The following is a 19,467-nucleotide window of genomic DNA, read 5'->3' as shown; positions in this document are numbered from 1 at the left end:
GCCGTATTTGATAAGAGATTGGGACGCGGGCTCCTGACCGACATCTGACGTTGCTGTCGATCTCTAGTCCTGTACTCGCCCACCCAGGAAAATCTCCAGACGGGCGATCCCAACAAGGGGAACAGTTCACTAAAATACATCAGAAAATCTAGCCGGAATACGATAGAGTTTGTTGCATTGCACCGGTCCCCAGATGAATTGGTTTTGGTATCTTTCTATTTGGCGCATCATGGCAGCACGGTACTCTGGCAACCTAATATCCTCACCAGCAAGCGATGTAGATGAGACGATGTTTCGATAGTGATCTAGAGTTTTGTACCAACCATGCGTTTCATCATATTTTGACCCGAGCTTGCCTGCATTAAGCACCATTTGCTTTTTTTCCGAGGCGATTCCCTCCATCGTTGCATAATCAAAATACTTCAAATGTAAGGTGTAAAGATCCGGGGGCATATGCCGACGCCCCAATGTGTTTCGATGACCTCCAGGCCCGAAAACAACGGGGCCGCTCACCAGACAAGGCTTACTGTAGTTCCAGTTTGGTCGAAAAATTCTTCTGCGGGACAGGATGGTCTCATGATCCAGAATTGGCAGTGGTTCTTCGTCTGGCAGATGGATCAACTCAAGGCAAAAAGGAGCGAGGTTCTTGGGAGATTTCTTGGAATTTGCATAGTTGGAAAGAAGATAATCCTGAATTGTTGAAGCTGATTGCGGATCCACGATTACGATCTCATCAACATCCGTAACAATTATCCAATTGTAGAATTCTAACAACCCCGTTGCGCAATTTCCCAGCGCCCTCCATCGGCGCCGATCAAACTTGAACATGGTGTCATCACGAGGGAGGTTAATGACGTTGGCATGTTTCGCAATTTCTCTATGCCTTGGGTCATTCCCATGACTGAATACGTAAAGGTTCTCCGCTCCTACCTGTTTGTCGTAATAGCGGTACCAGCGCTCCAAAAAGAAGTAATCTTGGTAAACCATTGTGGCAACGGCAAGTATACTTTTGGTGGGATCCATCAGTTGCCTCTTAGAGCAAGATCAAATCTGCTTCTCACGATACACCCAAATATCACCAATCAGTACCACGACAGTCGCATCACTTCCTACTCGGTGGTCGGCGCCTCGGTGGATTTCATCTTCCTTCAACCGTCCTATGGTTGGATGGCCTTCGCACAAAAATGGATGAGGCTCAGTTGTACAAATCAAACCGTAGACCCTTTTGCGGAGAAGGTTAAGCAGGCAAATCACCCAATGAACCTAGGCTCATTGCGATAATCCTCCAAACGCAAAACCTTAGTCAAACCTGCTGGCACTTTTAGCAACTTACCGAAACTCAGAACAGAAACTCGTCAGCAGTGAAATTCGCAATGACTTCATTCTGAAGTGTTATTGTGTTTCCCAGACCATCGTCAATTACAACATCCACACCGACCTGGCTTAGATGGTTTTGCACCAAATCGTTCCAATCGACAATTTCAGATACACCAATGAGACTAATACGCTCGGTGGTCTCATGCTCAGCAAAGTCCGTGATGATATCCGAGCCGAAACCATCGCTGAAGACAAAAGTGTCCCGACCAAGGCCACCGGTCATCGTGTCATTTCCAGAGCCCCCCGTAAGATCGTCATGACCTCCACCACCGGTAATGACATCGTCACCTGTGCCCCCCCAAAATGCGTTGTGACCACTGGTGTCTGTCAGGGTGTCATCTCCGGCATCGCCATAAAGCTTATCGTTGTTCGCGCCGCCATCAAGCGTATCATTTCCATCTCCACCGTAGAGGTCGTCTTTCCCTCCATGCCCCAGCAGGGTATCGCCACCACCATTCCCATATAGATCATCGTCGTTATCTCGACCTTCGATCAATTCTCCGATCGCGGTTCCTTGGATGTTCTGTTTTTCCATGTTTTGCCAATCGGTAATAAGTACATCCTCAATCAAAATTGAGTCAGAAACCGCATATGTCACCAATACATCTGAACCAGATTGAACCATCGACACCCCATTGGCAGCACCGTCCGGACCCGATATAATAATGCCATCTATAACAAGGGTATCATTCAATACGTTATAGTCCGTAATGGTATCGTCGCCATCACCAGCTTCGAAGCCAAATTTGTCACCATTGAGCCCGCCGGTCAGAATGTCATCGCCTACGCCGCCATACAAGTCATCACGACCGCTACCGCCAGTGATCGTATCGTTTCCGGCCTCGCCATAAAAATCATTGTTCCCAGATGCTGCTGTAAGTACGTCGTTGCCAGCACCACCATACAGAAGATCATGATCTTCAAGTCCATCAATTGTGTCATCCCCAGCCCCGCCATAGAGGGTATCTCTACCGGATGTGCCGGTGATTACACTTGCTGGAGTTACCACCAGCTCTGGCGCAAACACAAAATCATCACTTGTCAAACTGTCGATGGCTGCTTGATCAAAATTATCAAGTCTTATGCTTTCCGACCCAAAGTCCACATAGCTTCGACCTCTCCAGGCCCCATCGCCTGCATAAAGAACCCAAAGCGACAATTCACTGAAGCTCGTCACGCCCCAGTCACTGATATCGATGGTGTCAACGCCTACAGAGAAGTCGGTGATGCGATCTAATTCCCCATCCGCTACCAGCTTAAAGTAGTCTGAGCCGTTTCCGCCTGAGAGCCTTTCGGAACCAGCGCCGTCGACAAGCAGATCGTCTCCGTCGAAACCACGCATATCATCGGTAGCGGTGCTGCCAATTAAAAAATCAGACCCATTGGTGCCAAAAATCTGACCGCCACCCACTGTCCCTATTTTTGCTGAATATCCGGTAACGTCGATCTCAAATTCGATTGTGTTTAAAGTCAAACCACCCGATACAATGAAGTTGTCAGCAGTCAAAGTCTGGGCATTGACGCCCTCCAGATAGATGGAGGTCGTATCATCAATGAGAACCTGAGCCGCATTTTCCAAATCTAGAACATGCAGTGTTCCGGTGATACCGGTTAGCTCCAACTTGTCTGTGTTGACGTCAAAGTCTTCGATGATGTCCGCGCCGTCGCCTGATTGAGAGACAAAGACGTCAGAACCTTCACCCCCTTTTAGAGTGTCGTTTCCAAGACCACCAATCAGCCGATCATTTCCATCGCCACCAAAAATGGTGTCGCTTCCTTCACCACCATCGGCGACATCATTGTCCTTACCTGCTCTAAGTATGTCGTTTCCGGCGCCACCGGTGAGCGTATCCTCACCTTCTTCGCCGTAGAGAAGATCATCGCCATCGCCGCCGTTTAGTTCGTCATTACCCTCATTTCCCCAAAAGCGATCATCACCAGCTTCACCATAGACTTGATCATTTCCAGTGCCGCCGGTTCCGCTATCGGCTCCATTTCCAAGCCATATTTCATCGTTGCCCCGGCCGCCGTGGACATTATCGTCTCCACTACCACCGCTTACGAAATCATCGTCATTGCCAGCCCGAATTACATCGTTACCTGCTTCTCCAAACAGGGAATCTTCCCCGTTTTGCCCAACTAAAACATCGTCGCCGATGCCTCCGTAGAGCATATCATTCCCATCGTAGCCGTAGAGATTGTCGTCGCCCGCCCCGCCTTCGCCACGGTCTGCGCCTTCACCAAGCCATATTCTGTCGTCACCAGCACCGCCATAGGCGACGTCATTACCCTTAAGACCATCGATTACATTGTCGCCATCGTCCCCGTATATCTGATCGGAATACTGCGATCCGATGACACCTTCGATGCTCGTATATGTGTCGCCCTGAGCGAACCCCTGTGTGCCAGATCCAGCAGCAAGGTCAACGATGACTGCCGCAGACGACGTCTGGTACCTTGCTTTGTCAAAACCTTCACCGCCATCTAGAACGTCCGCGTTGCCACCGCCATCCAGCACGTCATCGCCACTGTTCCCGTAAAGGATGTCGACGCCACCGCCACCAAAGAGATGGTCATCGCCGGAACCTCCATGCAGCGTATCTTGGCCATCATTGCCGTGAATCTGATCAGAGCCGTCGTCGCCCCAGATCTGATCATTGCCGGAATTGCCGGACAAATCATCGTCACCACTCCCCCCATATACCTGATCGTTATCGCTCCCAGACCAAATCGTGTCGTTTCCTTCACCACCCAGCACTGTGTCCGCACCTTCGTTCCCAAACAAGTTGTCATTACCGTCGCCACCATCAATCCAATCGTTACCGCCACCGCCATTTATTGTGTCATCGTTGGCGACGCCGTAAATGATTTGCGATGCGTTGTTTGCCGCTCCTTGCATAACAACTCTTTTGTCGATTTCCATGGCGGTCCAAATCGTCCCATCCGCAAACAGGATGGACTCCAATCCTGCGCCACCGCTCTCGGTCTCGTCGAATTGATAGGCCACGGTGATGACCGCGCCGCCTGTACCAGCAATCGTGATGAACATAGTGTCGGATGCATAATCTCGACGCAGGGTGACATCCGAAGCAGCAACATCTGTCAAGTGAAGCATGTCCACTTCGATCATCGATGTGCCTTCATCGTTGATTGTGTCATTGCCATCGCCGCGTGACCAAATATAGGTGTCGCTGCCAGTCCCTCCGAGCAATCCGTCTCTGTTGCCCGTTCCACCTTCAAGCCTGTCGGCACCACCGTTACCGATCAGCCTGTCATCCCCGCCAAGGCCTTTCAGGTCATCCTGACCCGAAGCACCCGTGAGAGTATTTGCGGAACCATTTCCGGTGATTGTCGATATTGTCGGGGTCGATGTGGTGTCGTACTGGTTTCCATAGCCAAGATGTTCCACGCTTTGCGCCATTGCAGCAACAAACTGAGCCTGGGTAATCCGACCTGTTGAAAGGTTTTCCTGCCAGATCTGCGCCTCTACCGCGGAAGGCAACCTGCCAAGCGCATTCAGGAACGCTTGATCGACAAAATTTGCCCCCGTCAGACCCTTAAGGGAATTCGAAGAAACGCCTTGAATGTCCCCATCCAGATCAAGCAGCTTTTGTGCGACTGCCGCGACATCATCCGTGCCTTCTAGCAACAAGCTGGAGAGATAGTCGATTTCATGTGCCGTTGCGTCGCGGTCATAGGCAACATCAACCAAATCCTTGATCACCATGGCAACGTAAGCACGATCAAGAATACGCTCGTACTCTGCCGGGTTCACTTCAACATCAAAGTTGTTTGTGATCCGGTGGCCATTCCCCACCACCAGATGTTCAATAGACTCCGCGAGCTCCGCCGCAAGATCGTTGCGGTCACCCCCGGCATCCAACTGGCGCAAGTGTTTGTCGAGCTCTCCCAAAGACGGCGCACGTCCAAAGGAATTGAGGTACATCTGCGTCACAAAACCCGCGTCCGTCAACGTACCGTACCGAGTCGAGAATTCGTCTGATGACATCAGCGCGGTTGCCAATGCACCCTTATCAAGCTCGCCGTTTGCGACATATTGCACCAAAACCTCGAACTCTTCACGCTGCATGTCGCGGTCCAGAAGCGTATCATAAAGGCGTACAGCTTCATCTGTCAGTCGAGCGATAGAGGGTTGATCCAATCGTATGGAATAGACCTCTGTTTGTGTCGATCCTGACGCCTTTTCCCACGTCTTCGTGGCAGACCAGGTCTCCATCTCAGCGGCATCAACCGTATGCGCAACAAGATAGTGATCATCCCCGCCGGCGATATTAACGCCGTTGTCCCACGTGTATGTACCGTTGCCCGTGACCGACCGCGCAATCGTTTGCTCGACACCGTTACGAAGGATTGTCGTCAACAAGCCATCCGACGTTGTGGTTGTCACAATTCGATTGGTTTCATCACCATCGTCATTGTATCCGATTTCTGTAACTGTTTCGGCGCCACTTGAGGCAACGAAACGCTCCTCAAGCATGTTGATCTTGCCATTCCCGTCAAAATCGAAAGTTTCTGTGGTCGTGCGGCCATCTCTGCTGATGGTAACCGTGTTGCTCGATCTTAATGCTCCGCCTGCATAATGGGTTTCCGATACCGTTTGTCGGCTACCATCGGCGTTCAGTGTTGTCGTAGACTGAGATGAACCATCCAGAACACCATCCCCGTCCATGTCGAAGGTCATCGAAGATGAAAGCCCATTGGCCGCCGTCGTCGTCACCTCTTCATAGGTCAGATGATTTTGTCCCATGGTCTCGGAAAAAGTATCAATCCGATTTCCCGCAGCATCGTAAGTGCTTTGCGACGACAAGATGACATCGAAAGCACCATCGCCATCCAGATCAAATTTGGTTTTGCCACTCATGCGATTGAAGGAAGCGGTTTCAACAATTTCCGCACCGGACAAACCAACCGGGGGAACATCTTTGTATTCTACGGTCAGATCTCGGCTGGCATCTGTTGTGCGGAAAACCTCACGATCAGTGTTTCCGTCGCCGTCTCGATCAAGCGTAAATGTCTCTGACCATCCGTCCGCGCTCACGATGTGTGACGACGTTCTGATCAGAGAGCCATCCGTTCCGTATTCCGAAGTATTCTCCGTTGATCCGCCGTCTGCGCCACGAACCGTTGCAATTAAACGGTTGGTTGTGCCGTCTCCATTAAAATCGTTGCTGAATGTGGTCGACAATTCGCTACCGGATGTTGTCCATGTCGAAGTAGAAAATGGGTTGGACTGACCATCAACTGTTTCCTGAACCCGCGACACATCCCCGTTATTCAAATAGGTGGTTGTATCTTCTGTGCGGAGATCAATGATGCCATCACCATCCATATCCAGCTCTGAGCGTGCAAACAGGCCATCGTCAGACACCAGATATACTTCTCTGGCCAACAAGCTCCCGCCATCGTCCTTATGTGAGAGCGTTCGCGTCATCGCACCGTTCTGAGCATATTCGGTGAGATCGGTTGTGATGACTTCGAAGGTTCCGTCACCATCCCGGTCGGAATAGGTCACTGTTTCAAGCGCATCATCAGAGACGGTTATTCGGACACTCGCCTCAAGCGCGTGGTCAATCGAATAGTGCCGCGTATTGGATGTTGTTGTCCCGGAAACATCCCGGATCTGCGATACCTCAATGTCGTTGAGGTCATCCCCGTCAAGATCCGTGGTTCGCGTGACCATCCGCCCATCGGCGCTGGTGGCCATCGTGGTTTTGCTGAGCAAGAAGGTGTCCGCGGAGCGGCGTTCTGTGGTGATGGTCTCAATACCATCCAGGGACAGGTCGAGCATTGTCAGCGTGGTCAGATCATCTGTGCCATCCGCATTCTCGTCCCAGGTCTCGGTGCGGGTGCGGCCGTCATCACTGATCTCGCTGGATGATGTACGGTAGACTGTGCCATTCGCATCCTTTTCAGTGACGGTTGTTGTTTGCGAGCCATCTCCATACAATACGATAATGCTCTCTTGTGCGCGCTCGAAGGTGCCGTCGCCATCAGCATCCACTTTGGACGTTGTGGTGAGGCCATTGGCGCTGGTGGTCGTCTCGGTACGGCTTTGCAGAACGGCGGCCCCAAGGTCGTCCATGCCCCATTCTGATTGCGTCTGAGTCAGCACGCCGTCATCGGCGATGATGCGCGACGTGATCATGTCATCAACGCCATCGCCGTTCACGTCCGTTATGGTCGCAATGTTGCGGCCATTGTCGTTGGAGGTGGTGGTCGATGCATTGCGCAACGCGCCCGCAGTGTCCCGCAACGCAGAGGTTGTCGAGGTCCCGCCGTCGTCTTGCAGCACGGTGGTCGTGGTCGATATCAGATCAAACGTGCCGTCGCCGTCATTGTCAGATGAAGAAACGGTGATCAGGTTATCATCGTCGGTCTTGACCCGTGACTGGCTGAGCAGATCTCCATTGGCCGCCCGCAGCGCTGTGGTGGTGGTCTGGCTGCCATCCGTGTTGAGCACCGTTGTGCTGGTCTCATCGCGCTCGAAGCTGCCATTACCCTCCGCGTCGCGTTGCACACGCACTGTCAAACCGTCATCGCTGACAGTCGAGACCGTCTTGCTTCGTGTGCTCAGATCGCCGTTCTTGACAATCGTGGTGGTCGCTCTGCTGCCATCGGCCTCCAGAACAGTTGTCGCCTCGGTCACCACATCCGTGACGTCATCCCCATCCAGATCGCTTTCGGTTGTCGAGACCAGCCCATTTGCGCTGATCGAGGTCTGGGAGGAGGCGATCTTTGAGCCATCCGTATTGTTCTGGACTTCGGTCACAACCATCGATCCGTCTGATGCCTCGGTTGAGGTCATGACCACGTCAGCTATGCCATCGCCGTCGGTATCCTGTGTTGTCGTTTTAACCCGACGATCCGCGCTTTCGGTGGTGGTGACTTTGCTCAGAAGCGTCGTGCCGTCACCCGCATAACTGGAGACGGTGCGCGTGATGCTGCCGTCGGTTTCCAGAACCCGTACGTCGACGGTCTGGCTGTCGAAGGCGCCATTGCCGTCGCTGTCCACCTGCGTTGTGGTGGTCAGACCATCCGCGCTGGTCTCAACCACGGTCTTGCTGCGCAGCGTGCCATCCTGGTTGCGGGTCTCGACAGTGCGCGTAGACACGCCGGATCCATCCACCGCCGTTATGTCAGACACAGCCGTGTCCACATCGCTATCGCCGTCCGCATCCGTAGTGCTGCTGAGTGTCAGGCCGTCTTCCGAGGACACCGTGGTGCTGCTGGCCAAAACCGTTCCGTCAGCCGCGCGTGATTGATCCAAAGTGGTACGGTCCTGCGTCGTGCCATCGACGGTGATCGACCGCACCCGTTCATCCGCATCAAAGATGCCGTCCTGATCCAGATCCACCCAGGTCTCCGAGCTGACCTTGTCTGCACCTAAGGTGGTTTTTTCCATCGACCGCACGGAGCCGTCGGTGTTCGTCACCGTGATGGTGTTCTCGCGGCTGCCATCGCCATGGATCACTGTCGCATCTACCGTGGTGGTGTCGGTATCGCCATCGCCATCCGCATCTGACGCGATGGTTTTGGTCAAAGCGTCCGCAGATTGCGTCTGTGTCACAGAGCTGCGCAGGCTGCCATCGCTTGCATCAGAAGAGGCCGCAGGAGACAGGGGAACCTCGCTCAGCAGCAGATCCGTAACACCCCATTTCCAGGTGTCGTTCCGGGCTTGGTCGAAGGTGATCACATTCTCACCCGCAATCATGTCAGACGCCGCAATGTCGATGGTGTATTCGGTCAATCCATCATTCACACCGGCTGCGATAAAACCAAGAGAATTACCATTCAGGAACAGTTTGACCTCGTTGTCGAAGTCGATGTCAAAGCCATTGAAAGTCAGGCGCAGATCACGGCCGACGTTCTGGAACCCGGCTGTGATCACGCCATCAGCATCTGTCTGGCCGTCGAACTTATTGCCGAACTTGCCGGTCTCAAGCGTATCCAGCGCAAGGCTGATATCCGCGGTGGAGGGAGGTGGTGGCGATGTGTCCACCTCACGCAGCAGCAGATCCGTAACGCCCCATTTCCAGGTATCATTCCGGGCTTGATCGAAGGTGATCACATTCTCACCCGCAATCATGTCGGAAGCTGCAATGTCGATGGTGTATTCGGTCAGCTGCTCATCCGCACCGGGTGCCAGAAAGCCAAGAGACGCGCCATTCAGGAACAGCTCGACCTCATTGGTAAAATCAACGTCAAAGCCATTGAAGGTCAGACGCAGATCACGGCCGATGTTCTGGAAGCCGGCGGTGATCACGCCGTCTGCATCTGTCTGACCGTCGAATTTGTTGCCAAACTTGCCCGTCTCGAGCGTGTCCAGCACAAGGCTGATGGCGGTCGTGTTATTGACGTTCAAAACCGAGGTGCTGTTGCCCGATGCGTCCAATGTGATCGACAGATCTTCGACCGTCTCAAACACACCATCACCGTCCAAATCGCGGCTGATGATCTTGCTCTGCCCATCCGCGCCGACCACCATCGTCTCGGACGACCGCAGGCTCCCGTCGCGATTACGCGCAACGGTGCTTTCCGTGCGGCTGCCATCACCGTGTTCGGTAATGCGATGGGTGACCGTCAGATCATCGACGCCATCGCCGTCCTCATCCGTGCCCTGCGTCCGTGTCAGCCCGTCAATGGCGGTGGTCTCGCTGGACCCGCGAATGACCGAGCCATCGTCGGCCAGATCGTTGATCACGATGCTGCGACTGCCATCGATATTGGTTGTCCGGATCTCCTCCTGATCAAACCAGCCGCCCCCCGTGCTGTCCCGCTGGATCGTCACATCTGCACCATCGGCGCTGGTTGTGGTCACGATACGGCTCACCAAAATCGCGGTCACCGTGTCTGAACCGGCTTTGTTCACAACGGTCTCTATTTTGTTCCCGCTGCCATCCGTCACGGTCGTGATCACCTGCAGACGATCCACCACCCCATCGCCATTGTCATCATAGCTGTTTGCGATGTTTGAGCCGTCCGGGCTGGTCACCGAAGTGATCACATAGGCCACATCGCCGTCCGCGGCATAAGCGGTGCTGACCACAACCCGATTGCCCGATCCATCCGTGCTCTCCGCCTGTTCAACGCGATATCCCTGCGCCTCCGCCACCAGCGTCGCATTGGCCACTGTGCCCGTCGTACCATCGCTGCGCGTGAAGGTGGTCTGCCCGGTGATCATCGAGCCATCCGGCAGTTCGATCTGCGTCGTATCCGCGGTTAGATCAATCGAGGTAATGCCAAGTTCCACGAGCGTCTTGGCCGTGGTCGAGCCATCCGGATTGGTCACCAGAACCTTGAAGTCCGCAAACCGCGCGTCAGAGGCGTCCAACACCCCGTCATCATTGCTGTCAAACACCGCCCTGAGGGCAGCCAGGTCATCCGTTGCCGTCGGATCCCACTCGGTGAAGACATACTCCTTCTTCTCCGAAATCGCTCCGTCACCATCGTCATCAATGAACAGAACTGCATCGCCTGCGCCCGCCCAGGCCGTCCGGTGCAGTAGGCCATCCCCGCCCGCGTCCATGAACACGGTCGATTTGCTAAGCTCCGTGATCGAAATGCCGTTGCCATCAAGGTCGAAAATAACGGGGCGGTACTCGCCGCGGCTTGCGCTATGCCCAGACTCACGTCCAGAAGAGTCATGTGAAGCTTCGCGTTCTGAACGAGAACGCGTTCCGTAACCGCGCTGTGCATCAAGAGCATCATGCGCCTTTTGTCTCGGAACACCCGTCTCAGCCACAACAGCGTCGACAACAGCCTCCTCGTCTACCAGACCTTTTTGCAAAGCGTTTTTAACGTCGCTTGGGTCAAAAGACTTGCCCAAATGGTTTGGTTTGGCTGCTCCAAAGACTTTGGACAGCCAGCCTGCAAAACCACTTCCGAACCCGTACGAGCCCGCTAATGAATCCACGTCAGGAAAGGACACATTGGTCGGAGAAGGCAAAAACTGTGGGCCGATCTTTGGGTAAGTATCTACAGGATAAATTGGGCCGTAAACAATCGGCGGTGGGCTGCTATCAACAATCCTGCCAAGCTCGGCCAACTGATCCAGCGGACTCAGGTCATTCACACCAGGGGATGCATAACCAGATTTTGACGGCAAAGAATGGTTGGTTTTCGTTCCGTTTACAGCTGGTCCAACCGGCGAACCTAGTCGATCAATGGGTCCAGGCCTCCCCGGCGCATCATAAGAAGGACCATTTCCTGAGTTTGCAGCTTTTTCACTCGATACGCGCCCCAATGCTAGATCTCGAAGAATAGCATCCGCATAGACTCCAGCGAGATTGGAAGCGGTCGATGCGATTTTGCTCGGGACTCCACTTTCTACAGCTTTCACATAGTCATAGTCTGGCGCTCCGGGAAGCTGCGCTTTGGCCCGCTGAAGAACACCCTGAGGAATATTTGTATGTGCTTCATTTACGGTTGCAAATGCTCCCGTTATTCCCTCGATTGCATTTTCGACAGCCGTTTCGCCCAGGAATCCTCCGCCTACTCCACCGACGATCCCCGCGCCGATAGCAATAGCTGGATGCCCTGTTTGCGCTCCCAGCGAAAAAAGAGCGCCGGCACCCTTAGCGGCGCCATAAACGGCACCTAAAAGTCCATAGCTTTGCTTTATTGCCTCGGATGTGTCTCCAATTGTGACGGCGCTCACTATTTCAGGCAGCTCAACAGCCGCTGTAAATGCAGGACCACCATATCTACCCACTTTGCCCAGTGCCGGGTCAGGAAATGCTTTATTGCTTGAATGCGCGGTTGTGCTGTTGAAGGTTGTCTCGCCTACGAAACTCCACCCAAGCGATTCAATTCCAGAAAAATCCAAATTGATCTTGTTTTCATTTTCATCCGTCATTCGCTAATTTTCACTTTTGTAAATAGCCAGGGTAAAAATTGAAGGAACGCTACTGCAGGAAGAATGGAAGTCAGAACAGCCAAAATTGGGAATGCTGGATACAACAGCAATTGAGACAGACCATTCGGATCGTCAATTGGAACAAAAAAAATAGCTATGAAAAGCAATGCAACAATCAGCATCGATCCATATGCACGGTGTAGCATATTCTTGTTCATGCGTTTTTTTTGACTAGAAGCAGGACGGAACCTATTGGTGAAACATACGCACAGTGCAATCGAAAGCGGAAATACACAAACCAACGCCGCAACATAGTAAGGGATACTAATTGGCGAAAATTTAAGAAGGCTTTCTATTCTGTACTTGATAATCCATACATGCCTTAAACGATCTCCTATATTTTCTGACATAAACTCATTGAGTAGCATTCCAATGGTAAAACAGATAAAAAATCCGCTGCCTAAAATACTTACGATTTGTATGTTAGTAATCGCTTTCCCATCGATGAAGTCGTCTGGGCCGACAGGAGTTCTTTTGTAGCTAGAGTCATTCGTCATCTGGTTTTGAACTCAATTTGGCATAGCGTATATATTTTTGCTTTTGAAACTAGCATATCCAAAATATCTTCTTGTTCTGTGGTCACAGCTTTTGAACTCTTGGCAGCAATGAAGTTCCTTGCTTGTCCTTTCAATGTAAACCAACTCATATCTCGGCGCGTATACAATTCGATGCTAGCATATTGCATCCCACAAATGGACCTGCGCATAGGGAGAATAATCGATCCGTTGAGTTTGCTGATCCAATCAAGCAACGGTAGCGAGCAAACGTTCAATGGCCACTCCAAAGGCTCGCAGCCAATATCGCCATCAAAAACGACTAACAGAGCTGTTTCGTGTCTCTGAACGGCCCGCAGGGTATCAAGTTCGATCTGCGCGCCCAAACAGTTGTGAAGCTCACCATCTGTTCCAACGAACAAGACCGACGGCGTTTCTCTTTCGCTGGAAGCCAGCGAATCCCGCACCAGTTCCACATAGTCTGACCAAACCTCCGGACAGTGAGCAAACTTCTGTTCCCCAGCGAAACTCCGGTTATCAAGTACTGCGTGGATCAGGATGAGTATCAGGGAAATTTTCTTCACAAAACAGCCGATCAGCAATTGCACAAAGCGGTTGCGTTCAACCAAAACATGTACTGATTGCCTCTGGCAATAAGATAGTTAACAAACCTGAATCATGGTTAACGGACCAGCCTTCAGTCCTGCGCCCGACCCAGCCAGCAACGCCGGAAACAACGGAAAACCCGCTGGTCCAGTATTCACAAGGCAGGTGTTTGAGAAGCATCTGATTCATTGCAATACACACACCAGGGATTTGTTTTCATTGACGCAACGCCATATGCTCCAAGCACCAATCAAACCCCAGTGTCCCCATTGGTCGTTCATCTGTCCAACCCCTCGTGGACCGCAAAATCTCTCCAAGCAATAAGCGCACACTGCCAGCCCGGCCTGCTTTGATCTAGATCAAAGACAGGAATATTCTGACGCTAAAGCGCATCACCAGAATTTAACCCTCTTCAATCCAACACAAATCTGTCGCGCTCATACTAAGTCGCAATTCTCACGGCTGCACAGATTGCTCTGCGCATAGCTCTTACCTGTTCCGGGTTTCTATCTCATCTCCACTCCTTGGTGGTTACGATGTGCCGGAAACCCTCCCTTATCAAATCGACCTAAACTGCCCCATTGGTGCTGACGTCAAACACAGTACACAAGCCCAAGCCGAGCTGGCGTCAATTAAGGCAGCAGAGCGACATGGAGAAGGAGAAAGTATCGATTTTCGGATCTAAGGCTCTTTCCCAACGCCAGGAATTTCCGAAGGGCCGATAGCTCTGCGACCAACGCTTTACTAGATTTTCAGCAAGCCAGCCGAGCCGGTCACTTGATGAGAAAACCGTTCAACGATTTCCCTGCTTCAAGCGCTTCTTTGATCCATTTAGGCTGGCGACCCATGCCAGACCATGTCTGTTTCGGGTTTTCCGGATGAGCGTACTTAGCGGGTTTGGGAGCTTTCTTACTAGGCTTTGCTGCGCCAAGAAGCTCTTCGAGCGAAAAGCCATGTTTAGCCACAGCTTCCTTCGCTGCAGCGAGTGCGGTTTTGCGCGCTGTATTCTCTGCTGATACGATTGCGGCATCTACGTCTTTTCGTAGCTTCTTAAGTTCGTCGAGCGACATCTTTGCGAGATTTACTTTTGCCATAGCTGGTGATCTTTCCTCATTTGTTGCGCGGCATTTGAAGCGCCGCGGTAAGATCAACAAGCCATCTTTTGTGTCAGCGCGTTTACGCCAGCATGAAACCTGAAGTGTCTCCGCAGTCGGAGATCATTGAGCGTCAATGCCCGGAACAACGACGTAAGTTGCGATAACTGGAAATCATCTTAACCGCCCTGCCCCACAGTTGATCGCATCCCTCGAAGTAACGATAACCGAGAATTATGAGTACATCTGTAAACCTGTCCACGCTGTCTGCAGAAGACCGTAGACAGCTCAAGATCCTCTACCTTGCAAGGTTTGCGCCAAACGACGTAGAAGACAAAATCGCGCCCGTTGATACCAAGCACGGTATTTTTTCCACCTATCACTACGATCTTTTCCATGAGCTATGTAAACTCGACTTGGACGTTACGCCGAGTCGCAGCGTCGACCATTTAATCGCCCAAAACAGGCGATACAACTACGTGTTCTCTGTCCTCAACCGAGCCAGCTACCGTAACTCAGAATCGCTGGTGTCTTCAGTTTGTGAGTACCTGGGCCTAGCTTATCTTGGCGCTCCTCCACACGTAAGAAGCTTGGCTGAAGACAAGCATCTTGCCAAAACCTTGTTTCGCGCTTGCGGCATCCCTACACCAGAATGGATGGTGCAGAGACACAAGAACATAAGCCAACCTTCAATCGAATTTGAAGGCCCATATTTTGTCAAACCAAGATTTGGAGCGGCTTCCGAACTGATTTCGGAGTCTAGCATTCAAGAAAGAAAGGCAGGTGCAATCGAACAGGTACGATGGCTCCACGAACAAGGCGAGGACGCGCTAGTCGAGCAATATGTGAGTGGGGAAAACGTCTCCCTTGGAGTGTTACAGGCAGAACGACCTATTCTGCTACCGTGTACCATCGACAATAGTGACCTCGCAGGGGGAGTTGTCACATATGGTCAGAAACGAATGGTTGATGGTGGCTTCCAACGTTCTCTTTTTGAGCACAATCCAACTATTTTGAAGATGCAAGAAATCTGCAATAGAATACTAGTTAATGCATCCCCGATGGACTACTTTCGAGCTGATTTCCGCGTCTGCAAGAAAACGAACACCGTGAGTTGCCTTGAATTCAATATCTGCTGTAACCTTGGAAGACATGCGTCTATCGCAATAGCATCAAAAATGATAGGAATATCATACTCTGCTCTATTAGAGCACATTCTATCAGTTAGTTTAAGGCGCCAAAACATCCTCAGAAATTAGCTCAAGTGGATTGAGATTCCAGTGTAGTAACACGCACGGTGACATGTTCTTAAGCAAATCAGCCTTTGAAATTACTCCAGTTCTAGAGACCTCCACAACTCGATTTATTACTTTGGCATTCTCCGTGGCGTATGCTCGATCTGGGTATTGATGTGCAAGATCTGAAAGCTTCTGGATAATCGATTTCTCTTGCCCCAACGCTGCGTTTATGAGTAGAGCATTGAAATGATACTTCTGGAACATCCTGGAGAATGCCGTGGCATCTTTCAATCTCTCTCGAGCGGCGTCTAAATATCTCAACGCCAAATCTCCGTTATCCAAAATAACCTCGCAAACTGATCGATTAATGAGAATAAAAAGATCCGGCATTACAGAGTGAGAGTAGATTTGCGCCTTGCGGAGTTCCAACTGCGCTCCAGTAAGATCTCCTTCCAGTATCTTGCACAAACCACTATTGCAGTGCGAAATATGGAGATTGTTTTGGCCATAGGCGGATAGAGTGGATATGGCGCGATCAACATGAAATCTAGCTTCTCTATTGTCTCTTTGCTCAATGAAAACCGCCGATAAATTGTTGTGCACTGAGCCTACGCCAAAATTGTCTCCCGCCTTCCGTAGTGTTGAGAGAGCCTCGGTCAGCAGTTGCTTTGCCTCTTCAGGGGGAAGGGCTGCGGAAGCATTACGAATAAAGTACGCGTATTGGCGCTCGGATGTGTTTGACACACTGTGGTTCGAAAGAAAAATCCTGGCAGCTTCAATCTGGTTGCTATGAACTAAACTGGACACCTTCACAGCCGCAAGGGACAGGCTTACATGGCGCTTAAGCTTCAATTTAAGAAGCTGGTCAACGAGCGTAATTGACTCCTCATGCCGACGTACTCGATTTAAGCAGATCGACCTGAGTACACTAAAGTGAAGTTCTTGCGAAAGGCCATCTGGCTTTGCCCGCTCTAGGATATCTAGAGCCGCAGCGAAGCGCCGGTTGGCAAGCAGAACTGCGGAATGGAGCGATACGTCATAGTATTCTTCCAAGCCACTATCGTGCATCATGTCATTGATAAATCTCTCAGCGTTCAAGCAGCTTCCGGACGCCAGACTTAGTAAGATTATTCGCTCACCGTGTTTCTTGAGATCGTTTGGAGCAATCTCCTTTGACAAGCGATATGCGATCGAAGCATACTCTGCATCGTATTCCTTAGTGCCACTCAAGCGGCCACATGCGAGACGGTAAAGTTCTTCTGTTTTGGATAGACGCAATGAAATAGTGTTGATTAGGATTTTTACCGCGGGATGTGAGTGTGATGATATTTCGAATAGCTGATCGCCATCCGGTAAACTTGTTTTCCAAACCGCTTCTTCTGCCAATAGATACTCAAGGGCCCTATTAATTCCATGGACGTCAGAAACAAAAATATCCACACTATTTGAGATGACTTCGACTATATCTGATTGCCGTAGTGGCTGGTTAGCTAAATAGAGATATTGAACGATATGATCCATTAAGTATTGTATTTCATGATCTATCACGGCAGAGCATGATGATACAGACTTCCTGAAGCGTGCAATAATCGTTCTAATACTTCCATTCGAAGGCGACAAAACTTGACTAACTTTTTTGTCGTCAATTGGAATGCCAAAGCTCTCAAAAAGAGTGAGTACAAAGGCGGTGCCTGGATCTTTGAAGTTAGTTGAAGATACAGAGTATCCGATGGCGGCTAATTCGTCTTCCAGTAGCGAAGCTCTCTGAGTAACTTCCTCACTTCTTTGAATAACAGCCAAGAAGTAGGTCAAGTTTATACTCGAATGCGATGTCGATATAGTCAACAACTCTCTAGACCATGGATCTAGGTCTTGCGCATCGTCAATGAAAATGACGACTTTTTCCCCCATGGCAATTTCAGCTATGAAGTCCGCTGTGAGTTGTGCAATCAGTGACGGGAATTGCCCTAACTCCTGCTCCTGCTCCGCGAGTTTTGTGTTTATTGCTTCCATTGCTGAACCGCCCGCAACTGGTATCATTCCTGCGAGATAAGGAAGAGCACGAAGCGCCCAGTGGTGTCCGTAACGCTTGTTCAAAATCCGTTCATATTCTTCATAGTGATCAGGAAAGTCACGGTAGAGCGTCAGCAAGATCTGGGAAAACAGATTCCCAGCTACTGCGCTCCGGCCACGAACAAGAAACGAGAGCACTCCATCCCCAGTGCACTCAGCTGCTTTCTCAAGGAAGCGCGAGACACCGCTGTCCGGCATAGCATTTAAGATGCATGTCGCTGGTCCCTCACGTTCAATATCTTCTACGATTGACTGAACGTATTTGAGCTCGTTGATCCGATTCACAAATTTGAGGGGGCCAGTAGGAAGATCAATACTCATAATTCTCGGTTATCGTTACAGCGACCAAAATGTCCGGCCACTTGGGTTAAAATCTTCGAACAGCCTACAGTTGCAGTAGCCGGGAGTCACTATGCTTTGTAGCCAGCTTGACCTGCATCTGGCTGTTGCCAAAGCAATTTCCGTGGACTCCTTTTGCAACTCTGAAGGGGTTGAAAGCTGCCGGCAACTGGCAGCGGCCCCGAACCATTGACGAGGGCACATGACCAAAATCTACATCACTGAATTCGAAGAATACTGCCAAGAACAACTTGGACTGAGCAAACATAGCTTGAGAGCTTACCGACAGGATCTATCCGCTTTTGTAAAGTTTGGAACCAAGGTAGGCCTAATCAATCAACCGACCGGGCAAGATGTGATTGCATTCCAAAAAGATCTGCGAGAGGAGCAAGGTGCCAGCCCATCGACAATCCGGAGACGACTTGTCACTCTCAGATCTTACTTCAAGTGGCGCGAAGAAATGTATCCGGTCGAACAGTCTCCGTTTGACGGATTGCGACTAGATCTAAAGATCCCCAAACGTCTGCCCCGTCCTGTGGATCGCCCTACCTTAAGCGCCTTGTTCCAATCGACTGAACACATCATTGAACTTGATCCCATGGCGGCACCCAAAGGCTTAAATGATGTATCTGCATCCAAAGTAACTGGTCTCATCGCACGTTTACTTGTGGTGACGGGGTTGAGAATAAGCGAACTAACATCACTTAGAGTCCAAGACGTGACCGGGGCAGCAACTCGGATTCGCGTCCGCGGGAAGGGTGATCGAGAGCGCACCGTCTACGTCGCCAACGATCGGCTGCAGAAGGACTTCCGACACTACTGGCAGTGCAAGTTTGATACTCTTGGGTCGCAGGCCTGGCTTTTCGAAAACACCAACGGTGATTGTCTTACCCCGCAAGCATATCGAAAGCGATTAAGGACATTGTCACGATCCCTTCGCATCGAGCCACATCTGACGCCACACCGCTTCAGGCATTCGGCGGCAACCCTGTTGATCGAAGAAGGGGTCGATATCCGTTTGGTCCAAAGGTTGTTAGGACATGCCAGCATCGCCACCACGGAAATCTACACCAAAGTGTCGGACAACTCGTTGAGTTCTGCAGTTGCCGCGGCCGACACGTTGGCAACGGTTGACTGTTTTACAGTGCCTTAGATCGCACCCCATTGAATACGGCGACCGCGCAACCACCCTAGCTGCGGTCGCTCGTGCTCAGTGCGGCAAATGACCAATCTGAGCCTATTTTGTTGAAGAAGTCTTGTTGCTTTGAAGCAAGTCCTTTGATTCACTCGCTATTGTAGATTGGGGGAGG

8 protein-coding genes are annotated in these 19,467 nt (G+C 51.2%); 2 read left to right on the top strand and 6 right to left on the bottom strand.

All coding sequences use genetic code 11. The features are described from left to right. Nucleotides 1-129: 129 nt before the first annotated feature. The 5 genes from Q1A20_RS24895 to Q1A20_RS24875 form a co-directional block, all read right to left on the bottom strand. Entirely contained in the window at nt 130-1,023 is an 894-nt protein-coding gene (locus tag Q1A20_RS24895) for a glycosyltransferase family 2 protein (protein ID WP_299410888.1), read from the bottom strand. 316 nt (nt 1,024-1,339) lie between these two features. After that, on the bottom strand, nt 1,340-12,253 hold the full coding sequence (locus Q1A20_RS24890) for a DUF4214 domain-containing protein (RefSeq protein WP_299919398.1): 10,914 nt from the start codon (nt 12,251-12,253) through the stop codon (nt 1,340-1,342). Beyond that, a complete protein-coding gene (locus Q1A20_RS24885; protein WP_299410885.1) occupies nt 12,250-12,810 on the bottom strand; it encodes a hypothetical protein in 561 nt (186 codons plus the stop codon). Before Q1A20_RS24885 ends, Q1A20_RS24890 begins: the two co-directional genes overlap by 4 nt. Continuing rightward, nucleotides 12,807-13,436, bottom strand: a complete 630-nt coding sequence (locus Q1A20_RS24880) for a hypothetical protein (RefSeq protein WP_299919396.1) — start codon at nt 13,434-13,436, stop codon at nt 12,807-12,809. The genes Q1A20_RS24885 and Q1A20_RS24880 overlap by 4 nt, the downstream gene beginning before the upstream one ends. A gap of 750 nt (nt 13,437-14,186) precedes the next feature. After that, complete coding sequence (locus Q1A20_RS24875) at nt 14,187-14,507, bottom strand: H-NS histone family protein (RefSeq protein WP_299410882.1); 321 nt, start codon at nt 14,505-14,507, stop codon at nt 14,187-14,189. Nucleotides 14,508-14,743: 236 nt separating this feature from the next. On the opposite strand from Q1A20_RS24875, the gene Q1A20_RS24870 reads away from it, so the two are divergent. Next, nucleotides 14,744-15,766, top strand: a complete 1,023-nt coding sequence (locus Q1A20_RS24870) for an ATP-grasp domain-containing protein (protein WP_299410881.1) — start codon at nt 14,744-14,746, stop codon at nt 15,764-15,766. Here the strand turns inward: Q1A20_RS24870 and Q1A20_RS24865 are convergent. After that, entirely contained in the window at nt 15,737-18,139 is a 2,403-nt protein-coding gene (locus Q1A20_RS24865) for a hypothetical protein (protein ID WP_299410879.1), read from the bottom strand. The genes Q1A20_RS24870 and Q1A20_RS24865 overlap by 30 nt on opposite strands. A 220-nt stretch (nt 18,140-18,359) precedes the next feature. Here Q1A20_RS24865 and Q1A20_RS24860 point away from each other — a divergent pair, with 220 nt between their 5' ends. Next, on the top strand, nt 18,360-19,310 hold the full coding sequence (locus tag Q1A20_RS24860) for a tyrosine-type recombinase/integrase (protein ID WP_299410878.1): 951 nt from the start codon (nt 18,360-18,362) through the stop codon (nt 19,308-19,310). The last annotated feature ends 157 nt before the right edge of the window (nt 19,311-19,467 follow it).

It is taken from the genome of uncultured Roseobacter sp. (assembly GCF_947501835.1).
Classification (GTDB): Bacteria; Pseudomonadota; Alphaproteobacteria; order Rhodobacterales; family Rhodobacteraceae; genus Roseobacter.
The sequence above is the reverse complement of the archived record's forward strand: the minus strand, read 5'-3'. Positions and strand labels throughout refer to the sequence as shown.

What these genes read in the sequence shown, in the direction of transcription:
- Q1A20_RS24895 (WP_299410888.1), bottom strand. Translation starts at nt 1,023, where the DNA reads ATGGATCCCACCAAAAGTATACTTGCCGTTGCCACAATGGTTTACCAA.
- Q1A20_RS24890 (WP_299919398.1), bottom strand. Translation starts at nt 12,253, where the DNA reads ATGACGGATGAAAATGAAAACAAGATCAATTTGGATTTTTCTGGAATT.
- Q1A20_RS24885 (WP_299410885.1), bottom strand. Translation starts at nt 12,810, where the DNA reads ATGACGAATGACTCTAGCTACAAAAGAACTCCTGTCGGCCCAGACGAC.
- Q1A20_RS24875 (WP_299410882.1), bottom strand. Translation starts at nt 14,507, where the DNA reads ATGGCAAAAGTAAATCTCGCAAAGATGTCGCTCGACGAACTTAAGAAG.
- Q1A20_RS24870 (WP_299410881.1), top strand. Translation starts at nt 14,744, where the DNA reads ATGAGTACATCTGTAAACCTGTCCACGCTGTCTGCAGAAGACCGTAGA.
- Q1A20_RS24865 (WP_299410879.1), bottom strand. Translation starts at nt 18,139, where the DNA reads ATGAGTATTGATCTTCCTACTGGCCCCCTCAAATTTGTGAATCGGATC.
- Q1A20_RS24860 (WP_299410878.1), top strand. Translation starts at nt 18,360, where the DNA reads ATGACCAAAATCTACATCACTGAATTCGAAGAATACTGCCAAGAACAA.